We start from the raw sequence: 26,278 nt of genomic DNA on the forward strand, positions 1-26,278 counted from the left end.
TTCATTCGAGATCGTTTGCCCCTTTCCTTCGAGGCGCCCCATGCCCGTTCCGATGACTCGCATCATCCTGTACGTCCACGACGTCGCGTTGCTGAAAGCGTTCTACCAGCGGTATTTCGCGTTGCCCGTCATCGAGGAGATCGACGGCGAATGGGTCGTGCTCGACGCCGGTGCGGTCGAACTCGCGCTGCATCGGGCCGGCCCGGCGTTCCGCCACACGGCCGTGCCCGCGCACGCGAACGCCGGCACCCGTCACGTCAAGCTCGTCTTCCGGATCGATGCCGATATCGACGCGCATCGCGACCGGCTCGCCCGCGACGGCGTGGCCGTGCGCGATCTCAAGCGCTACGACGGCTTCCCGTACCGGATGGTCGACGGCATCGATCCGGAAGGAAACGTCTTTCAGATGATGCAGCCCGACTGAACGCCGTCCCGGTCGACGTGGCCGCGAGCGCTCAGTGCTCCAGGTCCGCCGCGCCGAACGTCCGCATCTTCCAGCCGAGCCGCACGGCGAGCATCCGCATCGAGAACCCGGCCGCGAGCGCGACGATCGTCGCGACATCCGCGTCGATGCCGAGATGCGGCATGCCGACGTACAGCGCACCGGTGACGAACGCGACGCTTGCATAGAGCTCCTCGCGCAGGATCAGCGGCATCTCGTTGCACAGCAGGTCGCGCAGCATCCCGCCGCACACGCCCGTGATCGCGCCGGCCAGCACGACGATGATCGGCGCGATGCCGGTCGACGCGCCGACGTCGCAGCCGATGATCGTGAACGCCGCGAGGCCGATCGCATCGACGGTGACGAACAGCGTCTTCATCCGCGCGACGTGCCGCGCGGCCCACGACGCGACGGTCGCCGCGACCAGCGTGATCACCAGATACTCCGGATGCGCGATCCAGCCGAGCGGATAGTGGCCGAGCAGCACGTCGCGCACGGTGCCGCCGCCGAGCGCCGTCACCGCGCCGACGAGCGCGAGCCCGAAACGGTCCATCCCGCGGCGCATGCCCATCAGCGCCCCCGACATCGCTTCCGCGACGATCGCAATCAGATAAAGCGTATGCATGGCGCGCGTCAGTCGTCGGTCCGGAACAGGTCGAGCACACGTTCGCGCTCGGCCGCATCGACAGCCGCGGGCATCGGCTCGTCGGGCTTGCCGCTGTCGCCCGGCGCGTCGGGCTTGTCGGTTGCCGGCGCGCCGCCGCACGCGAAGCGGCTGCGAATATACGCCGGCACGTCGGCCGTGCAGGCGCCGTGCGCGTATTCGGCGTAGACGAAGTCGCCATCGACGAGCGCGACGTCCTGCGGCGGCGTCGCGTCGACCGGCGTGCGCCCGTCGACGGCCATCTTCATGTAGTCGAGCCAGACCGGCAGCGCGAGCGTCGCGCCGGTCGCGCGCCCCATCGGGCGCGGCGTGTCGTAGCCGAGCCACGCGACCGCGACGATGCCCGACGAGTAGCCGGCGAACCATACGTCCTTCGACCCGTTCGACGTGCCCGTCTTGCCGGCCGCGTCGTCGCGGCGCAGCGCGAGCGCGCCGCGCGCGGTGCCGGCGCGCACGACGTCGCGCAGCATGCTGTCCATCACGAATGCGTTGCGCGCCGAGACGACGCGCTCGCCCGACGGCGCGGTCGCCTCGTACATCGCGCCGCCGTGACGCTGTTTCACCGACAGGATCAGGCGCGGCTCCATCCGCGTGCCGCCGTTCGCGAACACGCTGTAGGCGCTCGCGAGTTCGAGCGGCGTCACGGCGCCCGCGCCGAGCGCGAGCGGCAGCGACGCCGGATTGCGCTGCGCGTCGAAACCGAAACGCACCGCGTGCTGCTGCACGTAACGCGCGTCGGTGGCCTGCATCAGGCTGACCGCGACCAGGTTCTTCGAGCGCACGAGCCCCCGCCGCACCGGGATGAAGCCCTCGTAGCGGTTGCCGAAATTGCGCGGCCGCCACGGCTGCGCGCCGGTTTCCGCGCGCGTGAGCGTGCGCTGCGTGTCGTCGACCAGCACGCCCGGGAAGTAGCCCTTCTCCAGCGCCGCCGAATAGACGAACGGCTTGAAGCTCGAGCCCGGCTGGCGATACGCCTGCAGCGCATGGTCGAACACGTTGCGATTGAAATTCGCGCCGCCGACCAGTGCCAGCATGTCGCCGGTTGCCGCATCGAGCGACACGAGCGCGCCCTCGAGCCCATTGCGCGCATCGCGCTTCGCGCGCGGCTGCCGGTTCAGCGTGCGCTCGAGCGCTGCTTCGGCCGCGCGCTGGTCGCGCATCGAGATCGTCGTCGTCACGTCGAGGCCGAGCGTGTAAGCGTCGTCGTGAAACCGCTCGACCATCATCCGGCGTGCGCGCTCGGCGACGTACGGCGCCGCGACGATCCCCGGCGGCGGCGTGGTCGCCAGCACGATCGGCGCATCGACGGCCGCGCGATACGTCGCGTCGTCGAGCTGGCCGAGCGCATGCATGCGGCCGAGCACGTAGTCGCGCCGCGCGGTCGCGCGCGCCGGGTTGACGACCGGGTTGAACGCGGAGGGCGCCTTCGGCAGCCCCGCGAGCACGGCCGCTTCGCCCGCGCTCAGCGCGTCGAGCGGCTTGCCGAAATACACGTTCGCGGCGGCCGCGAAACCGTACGCGCGCTCGCCCAGGTAGATCTCGTTCATGTACAGCTCGAGCAGCTTGTCCTTGCTGTACTCGCGCTCGAGCTTGGCGGCCATCAGGATCTCGGCGAGCTTGCGGCTCAGCACCTTGTCGCGCGTCAGGTAGAAGTTGCGCGCGACCTGCATCGTGATCGTGCTGCCGCCCTGCCCGGGCTGCCCCGTCACGACGTTCGCGAACGTCGCGCGCGCGAGGCCGCCGACATCGACCGCGCCGTGCGCGTAGAACTTCGCGTCCTCGGCCGCGAGCAGCGCGTGCCGCATCAGCGGCGGGATGCGTTCGAGCGGCACGAACTCGCGCCGCTCGACGCCGTATTCGGCCAGCAGGTCGCCGTCGCGCGAGAAAATCCGCAGCGGCAGCGCGGGACGATAGACGGCCAGATGCTCGACGGACGGCAGTTGCGTCCAGATGCGATTGATCGTCCAAACGCCGATGCCCGCGCACGCAAGCGTCAGGCCCAGCAGCACGCCCGCGAGCGTGCGCCACACGCGTCCGCGGCGCGGCGGCGGGGCGGGTGGCGGTGACGGGTTGGCGGTGTGGTCGGTCATGTCGGGCTCCTTCTTCAGTGCCCGCGACGGCCGGCGCGAGAGGAGCGCCGACCGTTCACGGAAGGCGCGCATTGTCGAAGGGATCACCCGAAACCGGAACATTCTTTAGCCAAAGTTTGGCAGGCTAAATTTTATTCAGGAAAGCGCGCCGGAAGCCTTCCGCGCGGCATGTGCGGGCCTGCGGCGTATCGTCGCCGCAGCGCGCACGAGACACGCGCTCCGGTTCGCTTGTACCATCGTGTGATGTTCGATCGATACCTTGGCCTGTGGGGCCTCGTTCCCGACGGCGGCGCGATCCTGACCGCGAGCGGCGGCCTGCTGCCCGTGGTCTGGCAGGGCCGGCCCGCGATGCTGAAGGTCGCCACCTGCGACGAGGAGCGGCGCGGCAATGCGCTGATGGCCTGGTGGCACGGGCAAGGCGCCGCCCGCGTGTGGCTGCACGACGGCGACGCGATCCTGCTCGAACGCGCGCAGCCGGCGCCGACGCTCACCGCGTTGTCGGCAGCGGGCCACGACGACGACACGATACGCATCGCCTGCAACGTCGTCGCGCGGCTGCACGCGCATCGTGCGCCGCGGTTGCCGCCGGTCGTGCCGCTGCACGAGTGGTTCCATGCATGGCTGTCGCGTGACGCGGGCGACGACGTGCTGCGCCGCTCGGCCGCGGTCGCACGCCTGCTGCTGACCGAAACCGCCCCGACCGTCGACGAAGTCGTCCTGCACGGCGACATCCATCACGGCAACCTCCTGCATTTCGGCGATCGAGGCTGGCTCGCGATCGACCCGAAGGGGCTGCGCGGCGAGCGCGCGTTCGACTACGCGAACCTGTTCTGCAATCCCGCGCACGACATCGCGGTCGATCCCGCGCGTTTCGAGCGGCGCGTCGCGCTCGTGACCGACGCCGCGCAACTCGACCGGCAGCGGCTGCTGCAATGGATTCTCGCGTGGTCGGGCCTGTCGGCCGTGTGGTTGATGGAAGACGGCCTGCCGCCCGATACGCGGCTGCAGGTTGCGCAACTCGCGGCAATCGCGCTCGGTCTGTAGCAATACGCCCCGACCGTGAAGAGCGGGTCCATACCGGATTTCCAAGGGAAAGCGGCGAGGACAACCGGTATCCGGCCGGAAGCGGTCGCTCGCGCCGGTTGCGCCGAGGGGCCGCTTCGCTCCACGCAACTGCCGGACGGCTTCATGCGCCGGCATGCGACGTGAACAAGCGTCACGTCAGCTGTTTTCGTTCATCGTCAGGATGATCTTGCCCACGTTCACGGCCGACTCCATCCGTCGATGAGCGGCCGCGGCATCGGCGAGCGGAAACACGCTGTCGACGACCGGCTCCAGGCCTGCCCCGCCCGCGAAGCGGTCCAGCCAATGTTCGCGAAACCGCCGCACCATCGCGTGTTTCTCGCGCGGGTCGCGCGACTTCATCACCGTGCCGATGATTTGCAGATGACGGTACAGGATCTGTTCGAGACCCACGCTCACGTCACCGCCGCCGCCGAGTATGCCGACCTGCACCAGCCGGCCACCGTTTGCCAATGACGCGACATTCCGGGAAACATACGGCGCGCCCACGAAATCGATCACGACATCGACACCGCGTTTGTCCGTCCTGCTGGCTACGACTTCCGAAAAATCCTGCGTCTTGTAGTCGATCGCATGGTCCACACCCAGTTGAACGATCCGTTCCAGCTTCGAAGCTTCGGCAGTCGCGAATATCGTCGCACCGGTTGCATAGGCCAACTGGACCGCCGCGGAACCGACCCCGCCCGCCGCGGCATGAATGAGCACCGAGTCGCCGCGCTGCAAGCGGCCAAGATGCAACAACGCTTCGTGCGCGGTGACGAAGACTTCCGGTATGGCAGCCGCATGCACGTAGTCGATCGTCGCCGGAATGGGCATCGCCATTCTCCAGTCGATGCGCGCCAGTTCCGCATAGGCCCCGCCGCCCACGACGCCCATGACACGATCGCCGACCTTGTAACCCTGCACGGCAGGTCCGGTCTCGATCACCTCGCCGGCGATTTCGAGTCCCATGATCGTCGAGTCGCCGAAGTTCGGCCGGCCGTATCCGCCTCGCCGATGCGTCAGATCCGCGCGATTCACGCCCGCGGCATGGACGCGTACCAGCAGATCGTCGGGACGAACCTCGGGTGCCTGGACCTCGGCGAGCTGGAGAACCTCGGCCTCGCCGAATTCGTTGAATGTGATGGCTTTCATTTCGAACCTTCCTGCGTCGTGGATGAATGGCCGGCGAAATCGTCGGACCGGGTTGGTGCGCCAAGCGTCGCCTGCGCCGCGGCGGATGCCGAGATCGCCGCGGGGAACCCCGCATAGAACGCGAGGTGAGTGATCGCCGCGGCGAGTTCTTCGCGCGTTACGCCGTTCGTCAACGCGCGGCGCAGGTGCGCCGGCAACTCGTCGAGATGGCCCCCCGCGATCAGCGCGGTGACGGTCACGAGGCTGCGGTCGCGCGGCGAGAGCGCCGGATCGCTCCAGATTCGCGGATAGAGCGTGTCGTCGACGAATGCCGAGAGCGTCGGCGTAAAGGCGCGTGCGGCTTCCCGCGGGCTGCTGAAATCTGCGTGAGACATGGCGATTCCCCTTCAAGCCTGGCTGACGAACTTGTGCGTGAGGTAGTACTCGATGCCCTCGGCACCGCCTTCCGAGCCGTGGCCGCTTTCCTTCATGCCGCCAAACGGCAGTTCGGTCGAAACGATGCGGTACTGGTTGATGCCGATCATGCCGGCCTCGAGACCGTCCGCGACATCGATGGCCATGCGCGCACTGCTCGTGAACGCATAGGCGGAGAGCCCGTACGGCAACCGGTTCGCTTCGGCGAGCCCGTCGGCGAGGCCATCGAAGCGCATCAGCACCGCGATCGGGCCGAACGGTTCTTCGTGCATCACGCGCGCGTCTTTCGGCACGTCGGCGAGGACCGTGGGCTCGAAGAAGTACCCTTCGCCCTCGATACGCTTTCCGCCGGCGAGAACCGTTGCGCCACGTTCCACCGCGTCGGCGACGAGTTCCTCCATCTTGGCAAGCTGGCGCGGATTCGCCAGCGGCCCGACCTGCGTGCCGGCCTCCATGCCGTTCCCGACCTTGAGCGCGTTGGCCGCACGCACGAAGTGACCGGCGAACGCGTCGTAGACGTCGCGCTGGATCAGGAAGCGCGTCGACGAGATGCAGATCTGGCCCGTGCCGCGAAAGCGATTCGCCGCGCCTTCGACCGCGGCCTTTTCCACATCCGCATCGTTGAATACGAGGACGGGCCCGTGGCCGCCCAGTTCCAGCGTGATGGGCTTGACGCCTTCGGCCGCGCGCGCCGACAGCAGACGGCCGATCGGCACCGAGCCCGTGAACGTCACCTTCCGGATGACCGGGGACGCGATCAGGTGCTTCGACACCTGGTCGGGCACGCCGAATACGACTTGAAGCACGCCCTTCGGCAAACCGGCGTCATCCAGTGCGCGCGCCAGCGCGAGCGCCGTGGCGGGGCTTTCCTCGCCGGGTTTGATGATGACGCTGCATCCGGCGGCGAGTGCGGCCGAGAGCTTGCGCGCCGGGGTGATCGCCGGAAAGTTCCACGGCGTGAATGCGGCGACCGGCCCGATCGCCTGTTTCTTCACGAGCTGTTGCACACCCGGGCGGTTGGACGGCACGACGCGGCCGTCGATGCGGCGCGCCTCTTCGGCGAACCATTCGAAGTAGTCGGCCGCACGCAGGACTTCGTCGCGGCTTTCCGCCAGCGGTTTGCCTTCCTCGAGCGTCATGACGGTAGCGATGTGCTCGGCACGCTCGCGCATCAGTTCCGCGCCGCGCTTGAGAATGCGCGCGCGTTCGGCCGGCACGGTGCGGCGCCAGACGTCGAACGCCTGGGCGGCGACTTGCAGGGCGCGATCCAGATCGGCTGCCGTCGCCAGCGGGACGCGTCCGATCTCGATTTGCGTGGCGGGATTGATCACCGGCGCCGTTTCGCGTTCGCCCGCGTCGATCCATTCCCCGTTGATGAAAAGATGAAGTGCGTCGTACGTGATGTCCATGGCATTGACCTCTATGTTTAGGATTACGATTCAATTTAAGTTCGCGGCGAGCCGGACAGGAGAACCCGCGCCGCGCCGTGTCGGGATGATCCGCCGCATCGGGCTGGGCCCGGGTTCGAAACGTCGGTGCTCCGACTGCCTGACTTCGGGACTCAGTCTAGGCGTGAAGCGGGCGGCAACTTAGAGGGGCCGGAAAGAATGAATCTTGTCTGTGGAGAGAAAATCGCCCCGTCGGCACGAAAGCATATTGAAGGGATGCATAAAAACGACACGGGATTTCACGCTGACGGCACGAAACAGGCACGGGCCCTATCATCACAGGCTCGCGCGGGCCGGAACGCGGCGATTCGACGAAAAATTCAAAGCCAGGGTGCGTAATGGACAAGGTTCACACCATGTCGGTGTTTGCGAAAGTGGTCGAGATGGGCAGTTTCACGGCTGTCGCGAACCACCTCGATACGACTGTCGGCAACATTTCCCGAGCGGTCTCGGTACTTGAGGACAATCTCAACACGCGGTTGCTGCAGCGCTCGACGCGACGGCTCGTGGTGACCGATGCGGGGCGGCGTTTTTACGAGCGCAGCGTTGCGATCCTCTCGGACATCGAACGGGCGGAAGCGGAAGCCCGCGATGCGCTGCTGGAGCCGCGTGGTGTATTGCGCGTACATGCGGTTCCGGGATTGGGCCGCCAACTTGTTGCGCAAGCCGTGCTGGCCTATCGGAGCGCCTACCCGGAGGTATCGGTCGATCTCATGCTGTCGCAGCGGATGCCGAATCTGCTCGAAGAGCAGCTCGACGTGGCGGTCGTGATTGCCCGCACGCTGCCGGACTCGGCGTACGTGAGCCAGAAGATCGGCGCAAGCCACTGCATTCTGGCGGCGTCGCCCGATTATCTGGCGCGGCATCCGGCGCCCGAGTGCGTGGAAGATCTCGCCGATCACACGTGCGTGCGCCTCAGCACGGTCGATTACGCACCGGACGAATGGCATCTGCAAGGCAAGGCCGGCGAGGCCGTGTATCGTCCGTCGGGATCGCACTTCAGTATCAACGACATGGATGCGATGTCCACGGTACTGCAGGAGGGCGCGGGGATCGGGCTGATCGCCGCCTTCTCGGCGATCGACGATTTGCGCAAAGGATCGCTCGTTCGCGTCCTGCCCGAATTCCACACCGCCCAGCGCAACGTATATGCGGTGTATTCGTCCCGTCAGTTCGTCGACGCGAAGATCAAACGGTTCATCGATGTCCTGAAGGTGCGGGTCGGTGACCGCTTGAATGCGTATGCGGAGGAACTCGCCATCGCGGTCGCATGACCGGCTCCACGGTCGGCGCGGTCGGGGCCGCGCCGGACACTCGCGGAAACCCATGAAGAAAAGCCCGCCGGCTTGCACCGGCGGGCTTTCGTGTCCGACCTGCGTGGCGGCGCGTTAGCGCGCCGGGTTCAGCAACAGGTTCATGTGACGGTTCACGTCCTTGTACAGCAGGTAGCGGAAGCGGCCGGGGCCGCCCGAGTAGCAGGCCTGCGGGCAGAACGCGCGCAGCCACATGAAGTCGCCCGCTTCGACCTCGACCCAGTCCTGGTTCAGGCGATAGACGGCCTTGCCTTCCAGCACGTACAGGCCATGCTCCATCACGTGCGTTTCCGCGAACGGAATCACGCCGCCCGGCTCGAACGTCACGATGTTCACGTGCATGTCGTGACGCATGTCGCTCATGTCGACGAAGCGCGTCGTCACCCATGCGCCGTTGGTACCCGGCATCGGGATCGGCTCGACGTCCTGCTCGTTGGTCACGAATGCGTCCGGCAGCGGAATGCCGTCGACGGCCTGGTAGTGCTTGCGCACCCAGTGGAAGCGCACCGCGGCATCGCTGACGTTGTGCAGCGTCCAGTCCGCGCCCGGCGGAATGAACGCGTAACCGCCCGGCTTCAGCGTGTGCTGCTTGCCTTGCAGCGTCAGCTCGGCCTCGCCTTCGACGACGAACAGCACGGCTTCGGCGTTCTTGTCCTGCTCGGGCTTGTCGCTGCCGCCGCCCGGATTCACTTCGACGATGTACTGCGAGAAGGTTTCGGCGAAACCCGACAGCGGGCGGGCGATCACCCACAGGCGCGTGTTCGTCCAGAACGGCAGCCAGCTCGTGACGATGTCGCGCATCACCCCCTTCGGGATCACCGCGTACGCCTCGGTGAACATCGCGCGATCGGTCAGCAGATCCGTCTGCGGCGGGTGGCCGCCATGCGGCGCGTAATACGTTGTCTTAGACATAGTGCATCCAGGCAATGGGTTGGTCCGGCCCCTGGCGCAAACGGCATCGGGCGGTTCGCACGCGCGTGGGGCACGCATGCGGCGGCGGGACATCGTTGCCGGGGTGGCTTGAAAGCGCGTGCGCCTTCGTTCGGTCGGCCAGGCTTCGCGTCGGGTCCGTCCGGTTCATCGGACGCGGCGACCCGGGTTGTCGGGTCCGGCGGCCGGCCGCGGCGCTCGCGGTCATGCGGCGAGGCACGGCGGGCGGCACGGTTCGACTCCGTACGCGGGCACCGCCGACGATAGCGAAGTCGATCGCGATCGACCAATTAAATGTTGCGATGACATCCATTCGATTTGCCACTACCCGCCGGCGCCCGCGATGCGCGGTGAAGGGCCATGGCGCGGCGGGCGGGCCATCAGGGAAATCCTGACGGCCAGGCAGCGGCCAGGTCATGTCCGGTCATGCGAATCGAGGGGAAACGACGGGCTTGCGGCAGCGGATCGCTGCGACGGGGTCGTCAGGCTGAAATGGTCGGAAGAACGATCCGCGATGGCGCATGCCGATTCTGCCCGGACGCGTTCATGCGCGGCAGGTCAGGTCGTCGAGCAACGGGGAAACACGGGGGAGATGGATGGCCGGCCCGTCGATCGGGCGCATGGCAGCGGCTGATGAAACCGGAAGGGGGACGCCGGTCAGGCCGGCGATGACGGCCCGGCAGGCCGCCGGGCCGAATCTCGCGTCGGGTGCCGACGCCGTCGGCGCGCCGGTGCGCATGTCGCGCACCGTGCCGCGCCCGCGGCGATCAGTCCCAGTCGCGGTGGTGGTGACGATGCTTGCGGTGGCGATAACCGCGATCGCCGTAGTCGCGCTCGTACGAGCTGCGCGACATGTTGCCGCCGAGCGCCGCGCCGGCGCCGCCGCCGACGGCCGCGCCCAGCAGGCCGCCCGTGCGGCCGCCCATCGCGTTGCCCGCCGCGGTCCCCGCGCCGCCGCCGAGTGCGCCGCCGATGATCGCGCCGGTGCGCTCGCGACGGTTCGACGTCACCGCGCCACCCGCGCCGCCGCCGATGGCGCCGCCGATCACCGAGCCCGTGCTGCCGCCGAGCGCACCGCCGACTGCCGCGCCGGCTACCCCGCCGAGCGCGCCGCCAAGCGCGTTGTTCATGTCACCGGCCAGCGCCGGCAGTGCAGTCGTGCCGGTCAGCGCGGCGACGACGAGAGCGGGGGCGATTTTCTTCCACATTCCCGTATTCTTCCTTGTTCGCAATCTGGTTATCGAAGGTCCGCTCGCTACGACGATCTGAATCGATCGACGTCGGGTGAGGCATTGTGCCGAACCGCGGACCAATTCATTTCAATGAGCTTGCGGCGAAGAATAGCACCGGTCCCGCCGCCTTGCCGTGGACATTCTGGTAACAAGTTGTTTACGAATAACGAAGGTCGGACGGGCACCCCGAAATTGCGCCAAACCCGCGCCGGCATTGGCTCCGGCGAGGGTCCCGACCAGCGCGGAGAGAGCCCGGCCCTGCGCGTCGTCGCACGTTCGAGACACACGTGGCAACACATCGGGCACGCGTCGTGAGCAGGCGCCCGAACGACGGCAACGGGGAAGGATGACGGGGTCAGTACACGCCGGGCAGCAACCGCCACGTCCGCGCGCAATACGCGTCGTATTCGGCGCCGAAATGCGCGCGCAGCAGCGCCTCCTCCGAGCGGATCCGCGCGACGAGCGGCACCAGCGTCAGCCCGACCAGCAGCAGGCCGATGCCCGAGCGGAAAACCAGCGACCAGCCGACCGAATTGACGAGCAGGCCGAGATAGCTCGGATTGCGGATATGGCGGTAGATGCCGTCGGTCACGAGCGTATGGCCCGGCTGGATCGCGACGAGGCCGCTGAAGCGCCTGCCGAGCACGAACACGGGCCAGATACGCAACGCACCGCCCGCGAGGTACAGCACGACACCGAGCCAGCGCACCGTGTCGCCGCCGAAGGTCCAGACTTCGAGCCGGTCGGTCAGCGCGGGCACGTAGGCGAGCAGGAATCCGCTCACCGCGAATGCGGCGAGCACCCAGCGGTTGTCGCGATTTTCACGCTCGCCGCTGCTCAGGTTGCCTTCGGTGAACAGCGCGGCCACGGCCATCGCGAGCGTCGCGATCGCGACGACGGTCAGCTGCGGATGCGAGAAGAACGCGGCGAACCCGCCGATACCGAGAACGGCGAGCCCGAGATAGACGAGCGTGGATACGCTCGACAGGACGACGACCTTGGGGGGCACTGCCATGACGGCCTCGCGGGGATGCGCTTTCCCGTGAAGTATAGGAAGCGCGCTCGCGAAGCGCCGTGCGCCGCCGTCATGCGGCACGCGACGCCCGGCGGATCGCCCGGCGAAAGGCGGCGCACCGTGCCCCTGCGGCCGGAACGCCCGCCCGGAGGCGATCAGCGGATGCGGAAGTTGCCGCCGATCCCGACGCTGACGGGCGGCGCGTAATACGCGGGCGCATAGCCGTAGTAGGCCGGCGCGGGCGCGTAACCGTATGGCGGCGCGACGTAGCAGCCTGACAGGCCGCCGATCAGGGCAAGCGTGATGAGAATTCTGGACATGGCTCGGTTCCCGGCGCGAAAGACGAATGGCATCTCGCGAAGGCCGCGCCGCCGCGACGGCGGCGGCCGGCACGACGAGGCGATCCGCCTCTCGTGTCGCTCGATGATGCAATGCGCGGAGTCTAGCGCCGGGCCTGGCCGGCCGAGTTTCGCCGGCGGTTACACGTGTTACCTCGCATGACCGCTGAAACAGTCGGGTGCGGGGCGGCGGCCGGCCGCCGGGCCCTTGCCGGACCGCATGCAATCGATCCGTTACACGAAATGCGCACGAATGCGCTGCGCGAGCGCCTCGAGCGTCGCGGCGTCCGCGATCTCGCGCGCATGCATCCGCAGCTCGACGCCTTCCCGGCGCGGAATCACGTGGAAATGCACGTGCGGGACCGTCTGGCCGGCCGCCGCGCCGTTGAACTGGCCGATGAACACGCCGTCCGGCTCGAGCGCCGCGCGCACCGCCGCCGCGACGCGCTGCGTCATGCGGATGCCGGCCGCGGCCGCGTCGCCGGACAGCTCGAAGATCTGCGCGGCCGGCTCCTTCGGGATCACGAGCACGTGACCGTCGGCCTGCGGCATCAGGTCCATGATCGCGAGCGTCGCATCGTCTTCGGCGACTTTCACGCAAGGCAGTTCGCCGCGCAGGATTTTCGCGAACGGGTTGTCGTTGTCGTAGGTCATGGCGTTTTCCGATCTCGGTTGGACAGTTGGGCCGGGTGGCCAATGCCGGACGATTATCGGCCGATGGCCGCCCGGACATCAACCTGCGCGACGCGCAACACGGGGCGAGCCGCCGGACACACGGCCACGCGAACGCATGCGGTCGTCATCGCACGTCACGCGGCCGCGATTGCAACGCATCGCCCAAACCTGAGACACTGCCGGATCGTTGCCGGCCGGCACGCCACCGAGGATGCTCGCGCATGACGATCCCCCTCAAGAAGCTGATGCTGCGCGGTGTCGCACTCGCGCTCGTTGCCGCGATCGGCTACACGGGCTACATGCTGTCCCGGCTCGCGCCGATCGCGACCGGCTATGCGGCCAAGGCGCTGTGTTCGGGCGTGTTCGTATCGGGCCGGCCGGCCGCGTCCGTGATCGACGTGGACATCATGGCCGGCGTGCATCCGCTGCTGAAGCTGGTGCGCCCGTCGATCGATCCCGACCATCATCGCGCGACGGCGACCTTCGCCGGTTTCGCCGAGCGCGAAGCCGACTTCCGGCCGGGGCTCGGCTGCACGCTCGCGCCCGGACCCTCGCCCGGCGCGACGTCGACCGCGTTGCCGGCCGCGTTGCCGCCGCTTCCCGACCCGCCGGCCACCCCGCCCGCCCCCGCCCCCGCCACACCGCCCGCCGGCATCGACGCGCACAAGCTGCGGACCGCGCTCGACCGCGCGTTCGACGAACCCGATCCGGCGCGGCCGCGGCGCACCCGCGCGGTCGTCGTGATGTGGCGCGGCCAGGTGATCGCCGAACGCTACGCGCCCGGCTTCACGGCCGATACGCCGCTGCCCGGCTGGTCGATGACGAAGACCGTGACGGCCGCGCTGATCGGCACGCTCGTCGCGCAGCACAAGCTGTCGCCCGATACGTCGGCGCTGCTGCCCGAATGGCGCGGCAGCGGCGACGCGCGCGCGGCCATCACGCTCGACGAGCTGCTGCGGATGACGAGCGGCCTGCAGTTCAACGAGGACTATGACGACCCGCTCTCCGACGTCGCCGTGATGCTGTTCACGCAGCCCGACATGGCGCGGTTCGCGTCGGCGAAACCGCTCGCCGCGACACCCGGCACGCAGTGGTACTACTCGAGCGGCACGAGCGCGATCGTCGCGCGTGTGATGCGCGAAGCGCTCGGCGGCAGCGACGGCGACTATCTCTCGTATCCGCGCCGCGCGTTGTTCGCGCCGCTCGGGATGCGCAGCGCGGTGTTCGAGCCCGATGCATCCGGCACGCTCGTCGCGCCGTCGTACCTGTATGCGAACGCGCGCGACTGGGCGCGCTTCGGGCAACTGCTGCTGCAGGACGGCAGGTGGAACGGGCAGCAGTTGCTGCCGCGGGGCTGGGTGCGTTACCTGACGCGCGCGACGCCGCAGTCGGCACGGCAGACGTTCGGCGCGCAACTGTGGGTCAAGGTGCCGGAGCCGTTCAACGATCGCGATCCGAATGCGCCCGCGATGCCGGCCGACGCGTTTCATGCGGTCGGCCATGAAGGGCAGTTCGTGAGCGTGGTGCCGAGCCGTCAGCTGGTGGTCGTGCGGCTCGGGCTGTCGCGGCCGGAGGCCGCGTGGAATCACGAGGCGTTTCTCGCGCGCGTGCTCGATGCGGTGCCGGCGCCCGGCGCGTGACGGCGGGCGCGCGAATCGATGACGCGCGCGTGAAGCGGCAGCGCTTGCAACGCCGCCGCTTCACACGCGGCCTGCCCGGCTTTACGGATTCGCGCTGCCCGCGTACTGCTTGAAGCCTTCGCGCGTCGCGAGACGTTCGATATAGCGCGACACCGCCGGCAATTCCGGATGGGCGAACGGCGTGCCGAACCAGCGGTTCGCCGACAGGCCGATCGGAATGTCCGCGAGCGTGAACGTATCGCCGGCCACGTACGCGCCCGTCTTGTCGAGTTGCGCATTCAGCACCTGCATGTGCTTCGTCCAGCCGGCGATCGACTGCGCGATGCCGTCCGGATCCTGGTGATCGGGCGACTTGCGCACGAGGCCGAGGAATGCGCCGACCCACGAGCGGTTCAGGTCCGAGCCCTGCCAGTCGATCCACTGGTCGACCCGTGCGCGCGCCTGAGGCTCGGCCGGATAGAGCGCGTCGCCGCCATGGCGGTTCGCGAGGTAGCGGATGATCGTGTTCGATTCCCACAGCACGAAGTCGTCATCCTTGATGACCGGCACGAGCGCATTCGGATTCAGCGCGAGATAGGCCGGATCGTGGGTCGTGCGGAAGCCCGCCCCCCAGTCTTCCTGTTCGAACGGCAGGTTCAGTTCGGTGCACAGCCACAGCACCTTGCGGACGTTGATGGACGGGATCTTGCCGAGGACGTGCAGCATGCAGTCTCCTTGTGAGGTCGGATGCGGAGCGCGCGGGACGCAGGACACGCCCCGCGCACGTTCACGCCGAATTTATACACGACGGCGGGGCAAACGGCAGGCCGGCCCCGCGAAATCGGTGTGCGGCCGGTTCGTCAGGTCGCGCAGCGCATGCTCGGCCGTCGGGAAGCGGAACATGAATCCTTCCCGATGCAGCCGCGCCGGCATCACGCGCTGCCCGTCCAGCAGCAGCTCGGCCATCTCGCCCATCGCGACGCGCAGCGGCGCGGCCGGCACGTGCAGCCACGCGGGGCGGCGCAGCACCTTCGACACGACCTGCACGAACGCGCGCTGGGTCAGCGGCACCGGCGCGACCGCGTTGTAGACGCCGCGCATGCCCGCGCTCGACATCGCGCGCGCGACGATCCGCAGCACGTCGTCCCGGTGAATCCAGCTCATCACCTGCGCGCCGTCGCCGAATCGCCCGCCCATCCCGAAGTAATGCGGCAGCAGCATCGGGCGCAACGCGCCGCCGGGGCCGAACACGATGCCCAGCCGCAGCACCACCGTGCGCACGCCGTGGCGTTCGAGCGGCTGCGCGGCACGCTCCCACTGCCGGCACAGTTCGGACATGAAGCCGGTGCCGGCGCTGCTGGCCTCGTCGAGCCGTTCGTCGGCCGGACGCACGCCGTAGTAGCCGATCGCGGATGCCTGGATCCACGTGCGCGGCTTGATCTCGGCGGTCTCGACCCAGCGCGTCAGCGCCTGCGTGACGCCGACGCGGCTCGCAAGCAGCCGCGCCTGCCGGCGCTTGCTCCAGCGTGCGCCCAGCACCGGCGCGCCCGCGAGATTGACGACCGTGTCGACACGCTCGTGCGGCCGCAGTTGTTCGACGGACGTCACGCTGCGCACGCGGCCGTCAAACAGGTAGGCCGCGCGCAGCGGATCGCGCGCCAGCAGCGTGACGGTATGCCCGGCATCGAGCAACCGGTTCACGAGCGTTTCGCCGATGAAGCCGGTCCCGCCGGTCACGAGCACGTGGCCCGGCGGCTGACCCGCGAACGGATTGGCGGCCGGCACCCGGCGTGCGATCCGGCACGCGGCGATCCCGTCGCGCACACCCGATATGGTCACGCCGACGGCAAACAGGCTGAGCAGCCAGCCGCGCCAGCCGGGATCGAGCGGCTGCAGCGCGGTCGGCTCGTGCGCCCACACGGCCAGTTGCATCGCGATCATCCCGAACAGCGCGCCGCCGTTGACGGCCAGCAGCGTGTGCAGCACGCGCTCGGTGGCCGGCAGCTTGCGGCTTTGGTCCTCGACGACGAAGTCCCACAACGTCAGCGCCACTTCGACGAGTACGACCGCCGCGAGCGCTGCCACCCACGCCCCGTGAAACGCAACGTTCGCGATCGATGCGAACACGAGGCCGTACAACACGGAACGCACCGCATGAATCGCCAGTTCGAGCCGCGCGCGCGGGCTGTGCGGCAGGTCCTGCGTGAGTTCGTGGTGATAAAGCGTATCGAAGGCGCCCATCGCGCCCTGCACGATCAGCAGGTTGAGCGCCCAGTCGAAAGCAGGCAAGGTGTTCATACGGTATCCCTCCTCCACAGCCAGACGAGCGGCGGCACCATCGCGACGAGCGCGACGAGGTCGATCGCTACGTGGCCCCGCACATGCGCCTGCCACGACAACAGCATGTCCTGCGGCGCCCAGATCGACAGGCCGGCCAGCAGCCAGCCCCACACTTCCCGTTTGCGCAACCGGTTGCCGAGGTGGACGAGCGCGAGCATCCAGACCGACGCGCACTGTACCGTCGCGCCGGCCAGCGACATCCACCAGACCTGCTGGGCACGTGCGGCGTCGGGCGCCGTTCCTGCCCAGAAATGCAGCTCGATGCCGCGGTGATAGGCATCGAGCCACGGCGCGCCGGCCATCCACGGCACGACCGCGCCGACCAGCAGGTGCACGATCGCGACCGCCCCCATCCAGTTCACGACGATGCGGCGCTGGGTGTCGCGTGCGGGGCGCGCTGATGCCCTGCGTCCGGCGGCCTCGCCGATCCCGCACGCCGCGTCGTCGCAGCGCGCTTCGGCGTGATACCCGAGCCAGCGCGAAACGGCCTGCCGGTTGCGTGCGAAGCGGCGATACAGCGGTGCGAGCACACCGCGCAGGGCCGGCACGCGCAGCAGCCAGGCGAGCCAGCGGCGCCCGGCCAGCGCGTGGGCGGCCGCGACGCTGTCGACGCCGGTCAGCATGCGTCCGTCAGGCAGGCGCGCATGCAGTTCGCGATTCAGCGCGGGCAGGTCGACGCCCAGCGGCGCCGGGTCGAAGCCCGGTTCGGCGATATCGACGAACGTCAGCCGGTGTCGCGCGTCGCGCGCCGCGAGACGCCGAATTTCCGCGACGCATAACGGACATCGCCCGTCGAAGTAAACTTCCAGTTCACTTGCGCTCATGATTTGCACTCCTTCTTTTTATCGAAAGCATCATGAATCGATCGACTGCATGCCGGTGCCTCGAACCGCCGCGCCCGCACGGCGGCGACACGCTTAAATCGGCTTGACGACCATCAGGAAGTAGACGGTCAGCATCGCGAAAAACGCCGGATAACCGAGCAGTTCCCAGCGTTTCGCGTAGCGCCAGTAGCGCTCGGGCAGCGCGGCATCGCCGTTCGCGTGCGCGAGCCTCGCCATCGATGCCAGTTCGAGCTGCAGCCACACGACCGGCAGCCAGCACGCACCGGCGACCGCGTACAGCACGATCGACGCGAGCAACCACGGCGTATGCCACGGCCAGCCGGCCGTGTGCGCGAGCCACAAGCCGGACGCCGGCTGGAAGATCACGGCCGGCGTCGTGAACCACCCGTCCGCGCGCACCACGAGCCGCGACACGGCCGCGATCGCGGGCACCGACCGCGTGCGGTTCGCGAAGAACAGGTAGAACGCGGTGCCGAACCCCGTGCCGACCAGCAGCACCGAGGACAGGATGTGAAGCGCCTTGATGACGAGATAGGTATTCATGCGCGTTCTTCTTCTGAAAAGAGGATCAACAGGATGGCGAGAATCGGCACGTTCTTGAGCACCGGACCGAACGGTTCGGCCAGCAGGCCCGGCATCGTGACCGCGATCACGGCCGAATACGCGACGATCAGCGCCGCTTGCGCAGCCCACAGGCGCCGCGAAGGCGCGGCGACGGTCGCGATGCCGAACGCGAAGTCCAGCGCGCTGGCCCCATAGAGCGCGAGCAACGCCGGCAGTCCCGTCAGGTGCGCAGGCGCGAGCAGCGCGAGGCTCGCGTGCAGCGGATGGATGAACGCGCTCGCGATGGCCGTCCAGATCCACACGATCGCGAGCACGCCGCGCAGCAACGGGCGCCGCCACATCGCGAGCGCCTCGCGGCGCAGCGCGGCAGCGCTTTCCGTGCCGATGAAGCGGCCGATGCCGCGCGGCGGCCGGCCGAGCACGGCCGCGGTGGCCGACGGATCGCCGGTGTTCCCGGCGCGCAGCATCGTCCACGTGTCGCGCGTGAACAGCGCGCCCGGCAGCATGCCGGACAGGACAGCCGCCGCGCCGGCCAGCGGGCCCGGCAGCGTCACGCGCGCAGCCGGCGGAAACCCCAGCGCGGCCCGGTAGCAGGCCAGCATCTCGCGGTATTCGACTTCGTCGCCGCCGACCACGTCGATCACCCGGTTGCCGGCCTCCGCCGCATCGTCCGGTTGCACGACGAGCCGCGCGACGACTTCCGCGAGATCGTCGACGTGCACGGGGCGCAGCCGCTGACGGCCGCCCGCCGGCAGCACATGCACGGGCAGGCTCGCGAGCCTCCGGAACAACCGCGCCGACGCGCCGGCCGCGCCGTAGACGAGCGCGGGGCGCACGATGCGGGAATCGATCGGCAGCGTCCGCAGGAACCGGTCGGCCGCGTGCTTGCTCGCGAAGTACCGCGTCTCGCCGCGCTCGACGCCGAGCGCCGAGATCTGGATCACGCGCCGCACGCCGGCGCGGCAGCATGCGGTGAAGAGCGCGCACGGCGCGGCGCGGTGCACGGCGTCGAGCGTCGCGCCGCGTCGGTCGGCCAGGATACCGACGGCGTTGACCACCACGTCGACGCCCGTCAGCCGCGGCAGCCACGCCTGCGGATCGACGTCCCGCGCGAAGTCGATCGCGATGTCGCGCGGGACGGCCGCGTGACGCACGCCGCGCAGCACGTGATGGCCGCCGGCTTCGAGCTGCGCGCACAGCGCCCGCCCGATGAAGCCGCTCGCGCCGCAGACGAGCACGGTGATACTGCGCGCGCCGGTGCGATCGTGCTGTCGGGCCGACGGCAGGATTGCGTTCATCTTCATCCTCTATTTACAGTTATTTCTGTAAAGACAGAAATATCAACCCCAAAAAAAGCGGGCTGCCCGCCCGCACTTCCGCTACCGCTTACTTCGACGGCTTGCGCCTGACCGTCTGGCTGATCTTCGCGCCGATGCCGAGCGCCTTCATCAGCGTATCGGGCTTGAGCCGCAGCATCTCGTCCGACCAGGTCGTGAGCGTCTCGACGAACTGCAGCGTGTCGCGGATACGCTGTTCGGTCTCGCGGCTTTCGTTCGCGATCTCCGGACTCGTCAGGCAATCGCGCAGCACCGTGAGCGTCGGTTCGATCTCGCGCTGCCGCCGCCCTTCGACGATCAGCTTGAACAACTCCCAGATGTCGGTCGACGTCTCGAAGTGGTCGCGGCGGTCGCCCAGCACGTGCACGACCTTCGCGAGCCGCCACGCCTGCAGCTCCTTCAGGCTCGTGCTGACGTTGGAGCGCGCGACGTTGAGCGTGTCGGCGATCTCGTCGGCCGCGACCGGCCGGCCGGCCAGGTAGAGCAGCGCGTGAATCTGCGAGACGGTGCGGTTGACGCCCCACCGCGAGCCCATTTCGCCCCAGTGGAGAATGAATCGTTCGGCAATCGGTGTGAGTTCCATGTCAGGAAATTTATTCATTTCAGTTATTTCTGTCAAGAGAGAAATAACCGGGGCGATCCGACACCGTCCGGCCGCGCCCGCCCGCGATCGGCCGCTTCCTTTACAATGCGCGGGATTTTCCGATTTCAGGCCGTCCCCGCCTTTCTGATAGACAGAGGTTTTTCCATGATCATCAAACCGCGCGTGCGTGGCTTCATCTGCGTGACGACTCATCCCGTCGGCTGCGAGGCCAACGTCAAGGAACAGATCGACTACGTGACTTCGCACGGCCCGATCGCCAATGGCCCGAAAAAGGTGCTCGTGATCGGCGCGTCGACCGGCTATGGCCTCGCGGCCCGGATCTCGGCCGCATTCGGCTCGGGCGCGGACACGCTCGGCGTGTTCTTCGAGCGCGCCGGCAGCGAAACGAAGCCCGGTACGGCCGGCTGGTACAACAGCGCCGCGTTCGAGAAATTCGCCGCCGAAAAGGGGCTCTATGCGCGCAGCATCAACGGCGACGCATTCTCCGACAAGGTCAAGCAGGTCACGATCGACACCATCAAGCAGGATCTCGGCAAGGTCGATCTGGTCGTCTACAGCCTCGCGGCACCGCGCCGCACGCATCCGAAGACGGGCGAGACGATCAGCTCGACGCTCAAGCCGGTCGGCAAGGCCGTCACGTTCCGCGGCCTCGACACCGACAAGGAAGTGATCCGCGACGTCGCGCTCGAACCGGCGACGCAGGAAGAGATCGACGGCACCGTCGCGGTGATGGGCGGCGAGGACTGGCAGATGTGGATCGACGCGCTGGCCGACGCCGGCGTGCTGGCCGACGGCGCGAAGACCACCGCGTTCACGTATCTCGGCGAGCAGATCACGCACGACATCTACTGGAACGGCTCGATCGGCGAAGCGAAGAAGGATCTCGACAAGAAGGTGCTGTCGATCCGCGACAAGCTGGCCGCGCACGGCGGCGATGCCCGCGTGTCGGTGCTGAAGGCCGTCGTCACGCAGGCCAGCTCGGCGATCCCGATGATGCCGCTGTACCTGTCGCTGCTGTTCAAGGTGATGAAGGAAGCCGGCACGCACGAAGGCTGCATCGAGCAGGTGTACGGGCTCCTGAAGGACAGCCTGTACGGCGCGACGCCGCACATCGACGCGGAAGGCCGCCTGCGCGCGGACTACAAGGAGCTCGATCCGCAGGTGCAGGAGAAGGTCGTCGCGATGTGGGACAAGGTGACCAACGAGAACCTGTACGAGATGACCGACTTCGCCGGCTACAAGACCGACTTCCTGCGGCTGTTCGGCTTCGAGATCGCCGGTGTCGACTACGACGCGGACGTGAACCCGGACGTGAAGATCCCGGGCATCATCGACACGACGGTCTGACGAAACGCCCCGCCGCCGCGCTCATCGAGCGGGCGGCGGGGCCGCGTTGCCGGCCGCGTCAACGCGGCGCCGGCTCTTCCAGATAGACGCCCGACGACAGCGTGGCCTTCACTTGCCGCGTGAATTCGTCGGTCGACACCTCCTCTTCTCCTGCTTCGATTGCCTCGTAGGCCTGGCGCACGACGTCGGCCGGCGTGGCCTTCGGCACGTCGAGGCCGGCCGTCAGGTCGGTATCGATGAACCCCGCATGCAGCCCGACGACCTGCGTATGCTGTTCGCGCAGCGAATGGCGCAGCCCGTTGGTCAGCGCCCACGCGGCCGATTTCGACACGCCGTAGCCCGACAGGATCGGCCGGTTCACCCAGCTCGCGACCGACAGGATGTTCAGGATCGCGCCGCCGCCGTGGCTGGCGAGCGTGCCGGCGAACGCCCGCGACATCGCCAGCATCCCGAACACGTTGGTTTCGAAGTGCTCGCGCAGCGCGTCGGGCGCGCCGTCGTCCGTCAGGCTGCCGAGCCGCGCGATGCCGGCGTTGTTGATCAGCAGCGTGACGTCGCGGGCCGCATCGGCCGCCGCGGCGACGGCCGCCGGATCGGTCACGTCGAGCTTCACGGGCACGACGCCCGGCAGCGTCACGGTGGCCGGATCGCGCGCCGCCGCATAGACCTTGCGCGCGCCTCTGGCGAGCGCCTGCTTCGCGAACTCGAGCCCGAGCCCGCGGTTCGCGCCCGTCACGAAAACGACTGCACCTTCGATCTTCATGATCGTTCCTTTCGCATGATGAATCGCCTGCGCGCCGGCTCGCCGCGCGCATGAGATCCGGTGGAAAACGAGGTTGCCATTGCTTGCCGAACCGGTGCGCCGCCGACGGCGGGCGGCGAGCCGTCCGCCGCCCGATAGCCGCGGCGCCAAAGACGCCAACCGACTGCCATCCGTGTCCGGCCGTGGCTTTGCATCGCCGGCCAAGTCGACTACACTCGATGTCAATGTCGATCACCATTGTCTTTGCGGTGCATTCTGTTCGTGCCACGCCCTCATGTCAATGGTGATCGCAATTGTGTTTTCCAATCGACGCGATCGGCAAAATCAGGGAGAGATCGATGGGCGTATCAAGACAGCAGGCCGCCGAGAACCGGAGCGCGATCGTCGCGGCCGCCGAGCGGCTGTTCCGCGCGCGCGGCGTCGATGCCGTCGGGCTGACGGAGCTGATGAAGGAAGCCGGCTTCACGCAGGGCGGCTTCTACAACCACTTCAAGTCGAAAGACGCGCTCGTCGCCGAAGTGATGGAAAAGGCGATGCACGACCGCGCCGATTCGCCGAACGCCGGCAGTCTCGACGCGCAGGTGGCGGCGTACCTGTCGGCCGCGCATCGCGACAACGTCGAGGCCGGGTGCCCGCTGTCCGGCTTCGCCGGCGACGCGGCGCGGCTGACCGACGCGGCGCGCGCATGCTACGCGCACGGTCTCGCCGCGTATCTCGACCGGCTGGCGCCGATGGTGGCGGCCGAAGGCGCGACGCCGGAGCAGACACGTCGCGACACGTTGGCGGTCTTCAGCCAGATGGTCGGCGCGCTCGTGCTGTCGCGCGCGGTCGCGGGCACCGATCGCGCGCTGGCCGACGAGATCCTCGACGCGGGACGCAAGACGCTGGGCGCCGGACGCGGCGATCCGGGCACGCCTGCGTAACGCCGCCCTCCCGCGCTACTCGACCGCCCGCGCGGCATCCCACAGCGGTTGCCCGCCAAGCGCCGCATGCCACGCATCGAAACGCGTGCGCCACGCTTCGAACGGCTGCGCGAGCGGATGGCGCGGATCGTCGCTGAGCGAATACGCCATCCCCTCGATCAGCCAGCGCGGCTTGGTCGCGACGGCCAGGTTGCCGAGCACTTCGGCCTGACGATGATGGATCAGCTCGTGCGCGATGAAATAGGGGGTCCAGCCGCGCGGCGCGACGGCCACCCCGAAATTGCCGAGTGTCAGCGCCGCGCGCGCGCCCAGGCCGAACGCGTCGGCACACGCGCGCGTCGAACAGAACACGACGCGCGGCGCATCGTGAAACGGGCCGACGGCCGCCGCCGCGCGCGCATAGCCGTCGCGATACAGCCGCTGCGCGTCGCCAAGCTTCGCGGCATCGTCCGTGCAGATGTCGGCGCTCGGGCACGACACGCCGGGGATCAACGCGGGCGCGAGTATTCGCAGCGGCTTGACGAGCGCATAAGCGGCAATCGGCAGCGCGACGAGCAAGCCCGCAAGGGCGAAGGCGACGTGTGAGCGTTTCATCATCTGGGCGGCGGTTCCCTGGCTTTTCGTTGAAGTCTTCTGGCGTGAATATATCGAACCGGCGGCGCTTCCGGCCCGGCTTTTCATGCTGCGGGAAAACCGGCCGCCGGACAGTTCGCGCTGCGACCAGGAAGGCGCCGCGTACGCCCGCGGCCGACCCCACGCGTCACGCGGCATGCTCGCTGCGCACCGAGCCCGCGCCCGCTCCGCGACGGCTCACGCGCACGCCCAGCCACAGCAATCCCGCGCTGCACACGAACAGGAGCACCTCGACCAGCACGGTCTCGACGTGCCAGTACCGCGTCAGCAGCACCGCGACAAGGTCGAACATGAAATGGAACGCGATCGCATACGCGAGCCAGCGTTTCGCGCCGCGCACGAACGCCTGCAGCACGATCAGCGACAGCCCGACATGCGCGGCCATCGCGCTCACGCGCTCGAACAGCGCGAGCAGCGGCGACACGAGCGTCATCCCCGCGAACCCCGACCCGATCAGCGATCGCATGCCGGCCGGCACGGCGACACCCGCGTGCGCGAGCAGGTAGCCGGTGCCGAGCGCGACGAACCCCACGCCGACCAGCAGCATCGCTTCCAGCCCGCCGTGCCCGAGCCCGAGCATCACGGCCGTCCGCGCATCGTGCCGCTTCGGCAGCAGATACCGGAACGCGACCCAGCGCCCGCATTCCTCGAAGAGCCCGGCCGTCAACGCGGCGAACACGAGCATCGGCAGATGCCAGCGCGGACTGGTTCCGAGCCAGTGGAACAGCGGCGCCTGCCACGACAGGCGCAGCAGCGGCTGGAACACGAAGAAGGTCAGCATGCCGTAGCAAAACACGCGCAGCGGCACCTGCGTGCGGCGCCGCCAGCGGACCGCGAGCCACACCGGCGCGATCAGTGCCGCGACACCGGCCGCCAGCGTGGCGCACAGCAGCGCCGGGGCGACGGGATGCATGACGGCTGTCGTTACGCGAGCTGCTTGTGGAAATAGGTCGTCGCGCAGAGCGCGCCGTCGGGCATCAGCGCATAGTTCGGCACGACGCCGACGCGCTGCCAGCCGGCCCGCTCGTACAGCCGCTCGGCGTCGCCGCCCGTCACGGTGTCGAGCACGAGCACGGTCTTGCCGGCGTCGCGCGCGGCCGCGTCGGCCGCCGCCATCAGCCGCGCGGCGATGCCCTGCCGGCGCGCGTGCCGCGCGACGAGCATCTTCGCGATATCCGCGCGATGCGGCTGGTTCTCGGGCTGCGCGGTCACGACCTGCACCGTGCCGACGATCCGGCCCGCCGCATCCTCGGCGACGAGCAGGATGCGCTCGTCGTTCTGGACGCCCTCAGCCACGCGCGTCCAGAACGCGACGGCGGTCGGCCGCGCGATCGGCAACATGAAGCTGACGGATGCGCCGCCTTCGACGCAATCGATCAACAGGTCGGCCAGCGCGTCGACGCAACGCATCGCGTCGCGTGCGTCGATCCGACGGACGGTAACAGATTCGGTCATGCCCTCTCCGGTAGTCAGGCAGGCCGCACGCACGGTTTCGGCATGGGCCGGGATCCCAAACGCACGCCGGCCGGTCGTCGAGGCTCAAGAAACGGCGGCAGGCGTCCGGCAACGCCGCGCCCGGTCGGCGCGCGTTACCGCCCCATCATCGTACGCGATGAAAACTTCCGCTGCATCACCCGTCACGTCGCCTACACTTAGCCGAATGGATAACTTTCAACCCGGTATCAGCGACGTGTTCCACGCCCTCGCCGATCCGACGCGCTGCGCGATCGTCAGCGCACTCGGCCAGGGCGAGCGAACCGTTTCCGCGCTGGCCGCGCCGTTCGACATGGCGCTGCCGTCATTCATGAAGCATGTCGCGGTGCTCGAGCGCAGCGGCCTCGTGCAGACCCGGAAAACCGGCCGCTCGCGCACCTGCGCGCTGGTGGTCAGCCGGGTGACCGAGGCCGAGACATGGCTCGCCGCCCAGCGCGCGCTGTGGAAGGCGCGATCCGACCGCCTCGTCGAATTCGTCGAACGCCATCATCAGGAGGAGCACGATGTCAGCCAGCCCCGTCGACCCCGCTGAAGCCCACGATCTCGTCATCACGCGCACGCTGCACGCGCCGCGCCGTGCGCTGTGGCGCGCGTGGACCGACCCCGAATTGCTGAAGGAATGGTGGTGCCCGAAGCCGTGGACCACCGACGTGCGCGCATTCGACCTGCGCCCGGGCGGCGCCTTCCACACGTTCATGCGCGGCCCCGACGGCGGCACGAGCGACAATCCCGGCTGCTTTCTCGAGATCGTGCCGGAATCGCGCATCGCGTTCACGTCGATGCTCGCGGGGGGCTGGCGGCCGCAGACGCCGTGGATGGGCTTCACGGCGATCGTCACGATGGCCGACGACGACGCGGGCAGCCGCTACGAGGCGCGCGTGATGCATCCCGATGCCGCGACGCGCGAGCGCCACGAAGCGCTCGGCTTTTTCGAGGGCTGGAACACCTGCATCACGCAGCTCGATGCCTTCGCCGCCGCCCTGCGTTGAACGGCTGAACGCGCCCGCGCGGGCAGCCATTGCATGCCGCCG

At 68.5% G+C, this 26,278-nt stretch carries 28 protein-coding genes; 8 read left to right on the plus strand and 20 right to left on the minus strand.

Translation table 11 applies throughout. From position 1 onward, the window contains the following. Positions 1 to 40: 40 nt before the first annotated feature. On the plus strand, positions 41 to 424 hold the full coding sequence (locus tag WJ12_RS33075) for a VOC family protein (RefSeq protein WP_034187734.1): 384 nt from the start codon (positions 41 to 43) through the stop codon (positions 422 to 424). A 31-nt stretch (positions 425 to 455) separates the two neighbouring features. Here WJ12_RS33075 and WJ12_RS33080 read toward each other — a convergent pair whose 3' ends face one another. Then, positions 456 to 1,067: a trimeric intracellular cation channel family protein gene (locus tag WJ12_RS33080; RefSeq protein ID WP_049030738.1), complete on the minus strand. Its 612-nt coding sequence runs from the start codon at positions 1,065 to 1,067 to the stop codon at positions 456 to 458. An 8-nt stretch (positions 1,068 to 1,075) separates the two neighbouring features. Next, positions 1,076 to 3,196, minus strand: coding sequence for a penicillin-binding protein 1A (locus tag WJ12_RS33085; RefSeq protein ID WP_059559289.1), 2,121 nt, complete (start codon positions 3,194 to 3,196; stop codon positions 1,076 to 1,078). A 243-nt stretch (positions 3,197 to 3,439) separates the two neighbouring features. Here WJ12_RS33085 and WJ12_RS33090 point away from each other — a divergent pair, with 243 nt between their 5' ends. Next, positions 3,440 to 4,240: an aminoglycoside phosphotransferase family protein gene (locus WJ12_RS33090; RefSeq protein WP_059559030.1), complete on the plus strand. Its 801-nt coding sequence runs from the start codon at positions 3,440 to 3,442 to the stop codon at positions 4,238 to 4,240. Positions 4,241 to 4,417: 177 nt separating this feature from the next. Here WJ12_RS33090 and WJ12_RS33095 read toward each other — a convergent pair whose 3' ends face one another. The 3 genes from WJ12_RS33095 to WJ12_RS33105 are packed head-to-tail and all read right to left on the minus strand — an operon-like array spanning position 4,418 to position 7,236. Beyond that, complete coding sequence (locus WJ12_RS33095) at positions 4,418 to 5,413, minus strand: NAD(P)H-quinone oxidoreductase (RefSeq protein ID WP_059559032.1); 996 nt, start codon at positions 5,411 to 5,413, stop codon at positions 4,418 to 4,420. After that, the gene (locus WJ12_RS33100; RefSeq protein ID WP_059559036.1) at positions 5,410 to 5,787 is read right to left on the minus strand and encodes a carboxymuconolactone decarboxylase family protein; all 378 of its coding nucleotides are present in this window, start codon (positions 5,785 to 5,787) and stop codon (positions 5,410 to 5,412) included. The genes WJ12_RS33095 and WJ12_RS33100 overlap by 4 nt, the downstream gene beginning before the upstream one ends. Positions 5,788 to 5,799: 12 nt before the next feature. Continuing rightward, positions 5,800 to 7,236, minus strand: a complete 1,437-nt coding sequence (locus WJ12_RS33105) for an NAD-dependent succinate-semialdehyde dehydrogenase (protein WP_059559038.1) — start codon at positions 7,234 to 7,236, stop codon at positions 5,800 to 5,802. 377 nt (positions 7,237 to 7,613) lie between these two features. On the opposite strand from WJ12_RS33105, the gene WJ12_RS33110 reads away from it, so the two are divergent. Continuing rightward, on the plus strand, positions 7,614 to 8,549 hold the full coding sequence (locus WJ12_RS33110; RefSeq protein WP_034187728.1) for a LysR family transcriptional regulator: 936 nt from the start codon (positions 7,614 to 7,616) through the stop codon (positions 8,547 to 8,549). 114 nt (positions 8,550 to 8,663) lie between these two features. On the opposite strand, the gene WJ12_RS33115 is transcribed toward WJ12_RS33110, so the two are convergent. The 5 genes from WJ12_RS33115 to WJ12_RS33130 all read right to left on the minus strand — a co-directional run bounded on the left by WJ12_RS33115 (position 8,664) and on the right by WJ12_RS33130 (position 12,757). Then, the gene (locus WJ12_RS33115; RefSeq protein WP_034187727.1) at positions 8,664 to 9,500 is read right to left on the minus strand and encodes a bifunctional allantoicase/(S)-ureidoglycine aminohydrolase; all 837 of its coding nucleotides are present in this window, start codon (positions 9,498 to 9,500) and stop codon (positions 8,664 to 8,666) included. Positions 9,501 to 10,285: 785 nt separating this feature from the next. Continuing rightward, positions 10,286 to 10,726 (minus strand): hypothetical protein, encoded by a 441-nt coding sequence (locus WJ12_RS33120; RefSeq protein WP_034187726.1) that lies wholly within the window; start codon positions 10,724 to 10,726, stop codon positions 10,286 to 10,288. 379 nt (positions 10,727 to 11,105) lie between these two features. Further along, positions 11,106 to 11,765 (minus strand): methyltransferase family protein, encoded by a 660-nt coding sequence (locus tag WJ12_RS33125; RefSeq protein ID WP_059559041.1) that lies wholly within the window; start codon positions 11,763 to 11,765, stop codon positions 11,106 to 11,108. A 155-nt stretch (positions 11,766 to 11,920) separates the two neighbouring features. After that, on the minus strand, positions 11,921 to 12,085 hold the full coding sequence (locus tag WJ12_RS36565; protein WP_167361907.1) for a hypothetical protein: 165 nt from the start codon (positions 12,083 to 12,085) through the stop codon (positions 11,921 to 11,923). A gap of 252 nt (positions 12,086 to 12,337) precedes the next feature. Then, the gene (locus WJ12_RS33130; RefSeq protein ID WP_034187724.1) at positions 12,338 to 12,757 is read right to left on the minus strand and encodes an HIT family protein; all 420 of its coding nucleotides are present in this window, start codon (positions 12,755 to 12,757) and stop codon (positions 12,338 to 12,340) included. 242 nt (positions 12,758 to 12,999) lie between these two features. Between WJ12_RS33130 and WJ12_RS33135 the strand changes: the two genes are divergently transcribed. Beyond that, positions 13,000 to 14,418: a serine hydrolase domain-containing protein gene (locus WJ12_RS33135; protein ID WP_059559043.1), complete on the plus strand. Its 1,419-nt coding sequence runs from the start codon at positions 13,000 to 13,002 to the stop codon at positions 14,416 to 14,418. Between the two features lie 81 nt (positions 14,419 to 14,499). On the opposite strand, the gene WJ12_RS33140 is transcribed toward WJ12_RS33135, so the two are convergent. The 6 genes from WJ12_RS33140 to WJ12_RS33165 all read right to left on the minus strand — a co-directional run bounded on the left by WJ12_RS33140 (position 14,500) and on the right by WJ12_RS33165 (position 20,066). Then, positions 14,500 to 15,123: a glutathione S-transferase family protein gene (locus WJ12_RS33140; RefSeq protein WP_034187722.1), complete on the minus strand. Its 624-nt coding sequence runs from the start codon at positions 15,121 to 15,123 to the stop codon at positions 14,500 to 14,502. 72 nt (positions 15,124 to 15,195) lie between these two features. Then, positions 15,196 to 16,695 (minus strand): TIGR01777 family oxidoreductase, encoded by a 1,500-nt coding sequence (locus tag WJ12_RS33145; RefSeq protein ID WP_059559047.1) that lies wholly within the window; start codon positions 16,693 to 16,695, stop codon positions 15,196 to 15,198. After that, positions 16,692 to 17,561 (minus strand): thiol-disulfide oxidoreductase DCC family protein, encoded by an 870-nt coding sequence (locus tag WJ12_RS33150; RefSeq protein ID WP_059559050.1) that lies wholly within the window; start codon positions 17,559 to 17,561, stop codon positions 16,692 to 16,694. Before WJ12_RS33150 ends, WJ12_RS33145 begins: the two co-directional genes overlap by 4 nt. Positions 17,562 to 17,654: 93 nt before the next feature. Beyond that, positions 17,655 to 18,125 (minus strand): DUF2269 family protein, encoded by a 471-nt coding sequence (locus WJ12_RS33155; RefSeq protein ID WP_059559052.1) that lies wholly within the window; start codon positions 18,123 to 18,125, stop codon positions 17,655 to 17,657. Further along, positions 18,122 to 19,444 (minus strand): SDR family oxidoreductase, encoded by a 1,323-nt coding sequence (locus WJ12_RS33160; protein ID WP_059559291.1) that lies wholly within the window; start codon positions 19,442 to 19,444, stop codon positions 18,122 to 18,124. Before WJ12_RS33160 ends, WJ12_RS33155 begins: the two co-directional genes overlap by 4 nt. Positions 19,445 to 19,532: 88 nt before the next feature. Continuing rightward, the gene (locus tag WJ12_RS33165; RefSeq protein ID WP_034187718.1) at positions 19,533 to 20,066 is read right to left on the minus strand and encodes a GbsR/MarR family transcriptional regulator; all 534 of its coding nucleotides are present in this window, start codon (positions 20,064 to 20,066) and stop codon (positions 19,533 to 19,535) included. A gap of 165 nt (positions 20,067 to 20,231) precedes the next feature. Here WJ12_RS33165 and fabV point away from each other — a divergent pair, with 165 nt between their 5' ends. Continuing rightward, positions 20,232 to 21,434: an enoyl-ACP reductase FabV gene (gene fabV, locus WJ12_RS33170; protein WP_034187717.1), complete on the plus strand. Its 1,203-nt coding sequence runs from the start codon at positions 20,232 to 20,234 to the stop codon at positions 21,432 to 21,434. 58 nt (positions 21,435 to 21,492) lie between these two features. Here the strand turns inward: fabV and WJ12_RS33175 are convergent, their stop codons facing one another. Then, a complete protein-coding gene (locus WJ12_RS33175) occupies positions 21,493 to 22,197 on the minus strand; it encodes an SDR family oxidoreductase (RefSeq protein WP_034187716.1) in 705 nt (234 codons plus the stop codon). Between the two features lie 338 nt (positions 22,198 to 22,535). On the opposite strand from WJ12_RS33175, the gene WJ12_RS33180 reads away from it, so the two are divergent. Continuing rightward, entirely contained in the window at positions 22,536 to 23,120 is a 585-nt protein-coding gene (locus tag WJ12_RS33180; RefSeq protein ID WP_034187715.1) for a TetR/AcrR family transcriptional regulator, read from the plus strand. Positions 23,121 to 23,135: 15 nt separating this feature from the next. On the opposite strand, the gene WJ12_RS33185 is transcribed toward WJ12_RS33180, so the two are convergent. From WJ12_RS33185 to WJ12_RS33195, 3 genes are all read right to left on the minus strand, one after another. Continuing rightward, on the minus strand, positions 23,136 to 23,714 hold the full coding sequence (locus WJ12_RS33185) for a hypothetical protein (RefSeq protein ID WP_059559294.1): 579 nt from the start codon (positions 23,712 to 23,714) through the stop codon (positions 23,136 to 23,138). Positions 23,715 to 23,880: 166 nt separating this feature from the next. Beyond that, complete coding sequence (locus tag WJ12_RS33190) at positions 23,881 to 24,666, minus strand: YhfC family intramembrane metalloprotease (RefSeq protein WP_059559055.1); 786 nt, start codon at positions 24,664 to 24,666, stop codon at positions 23,881 to 23,883. An 11-nt stretch (positions 24,667 to 24,677) separates the two neighbouring features. Further along, positions 24,678 to 25,208 carry a GNAT family N-acetyltransferase gene (locus tag WJ12_RS33195; RefSeq protein ID WP_059559057.1) on the minus strand — a complete coding sequence of 177 codons (531 nt, stop codon included), beginning with the start codon at positions 25,206 to 25,208 and terminating at the stop codon, positions 24,678 to 24,680. A 205-nt stretch (positions 25,209 to 25,413) separates the two neighbouring features. Here WJ12_RS33195 and WJ12_RS33200 point away from each other — a divergent pair, with 205 nt between their 5' ends. Together WJ12_RS33200 and WJ12_RS33205 are read left to right on the plus strand one after the other, a co-directional pair. After that, complete coding sequence (locus WJ12_RS33200) at positions 25,414 to 25,779, plus strand: ArsR/SmtB family transcription factor (protein ID WP_059559060.1); 366 nt, start codon at positions 25,414 to 25,416, stop codon at positions 25,777 to 25,779. Beyond that, positions 25,751 to 26,236, plus strand: coding sequence for an SRPBCC family protein (locus WJ12_RS33205; RefSeq protein ID WP_059559063.1), 486 nt, complete (start codon positions 25,751 to 25,753; stop codon positions 26,234 to 26,236). The genes WJ12_RS33200 and WJ12_RS33205 overlap by 29 nt, the downstream gene beginning before the upstream one ends. Positions 26,237 to 26,278: the final 42 nt, after the last annotated feature.

The organism is Burkholderia seminalis (genome assembly GCF_001718535.1).
Lineage (GTDB): Bacteria > Pseudomonadota > Gammaproteobacteria > Burkholderiales > Burkholderiaceae > Burkholderia > Burkholderia seminalis.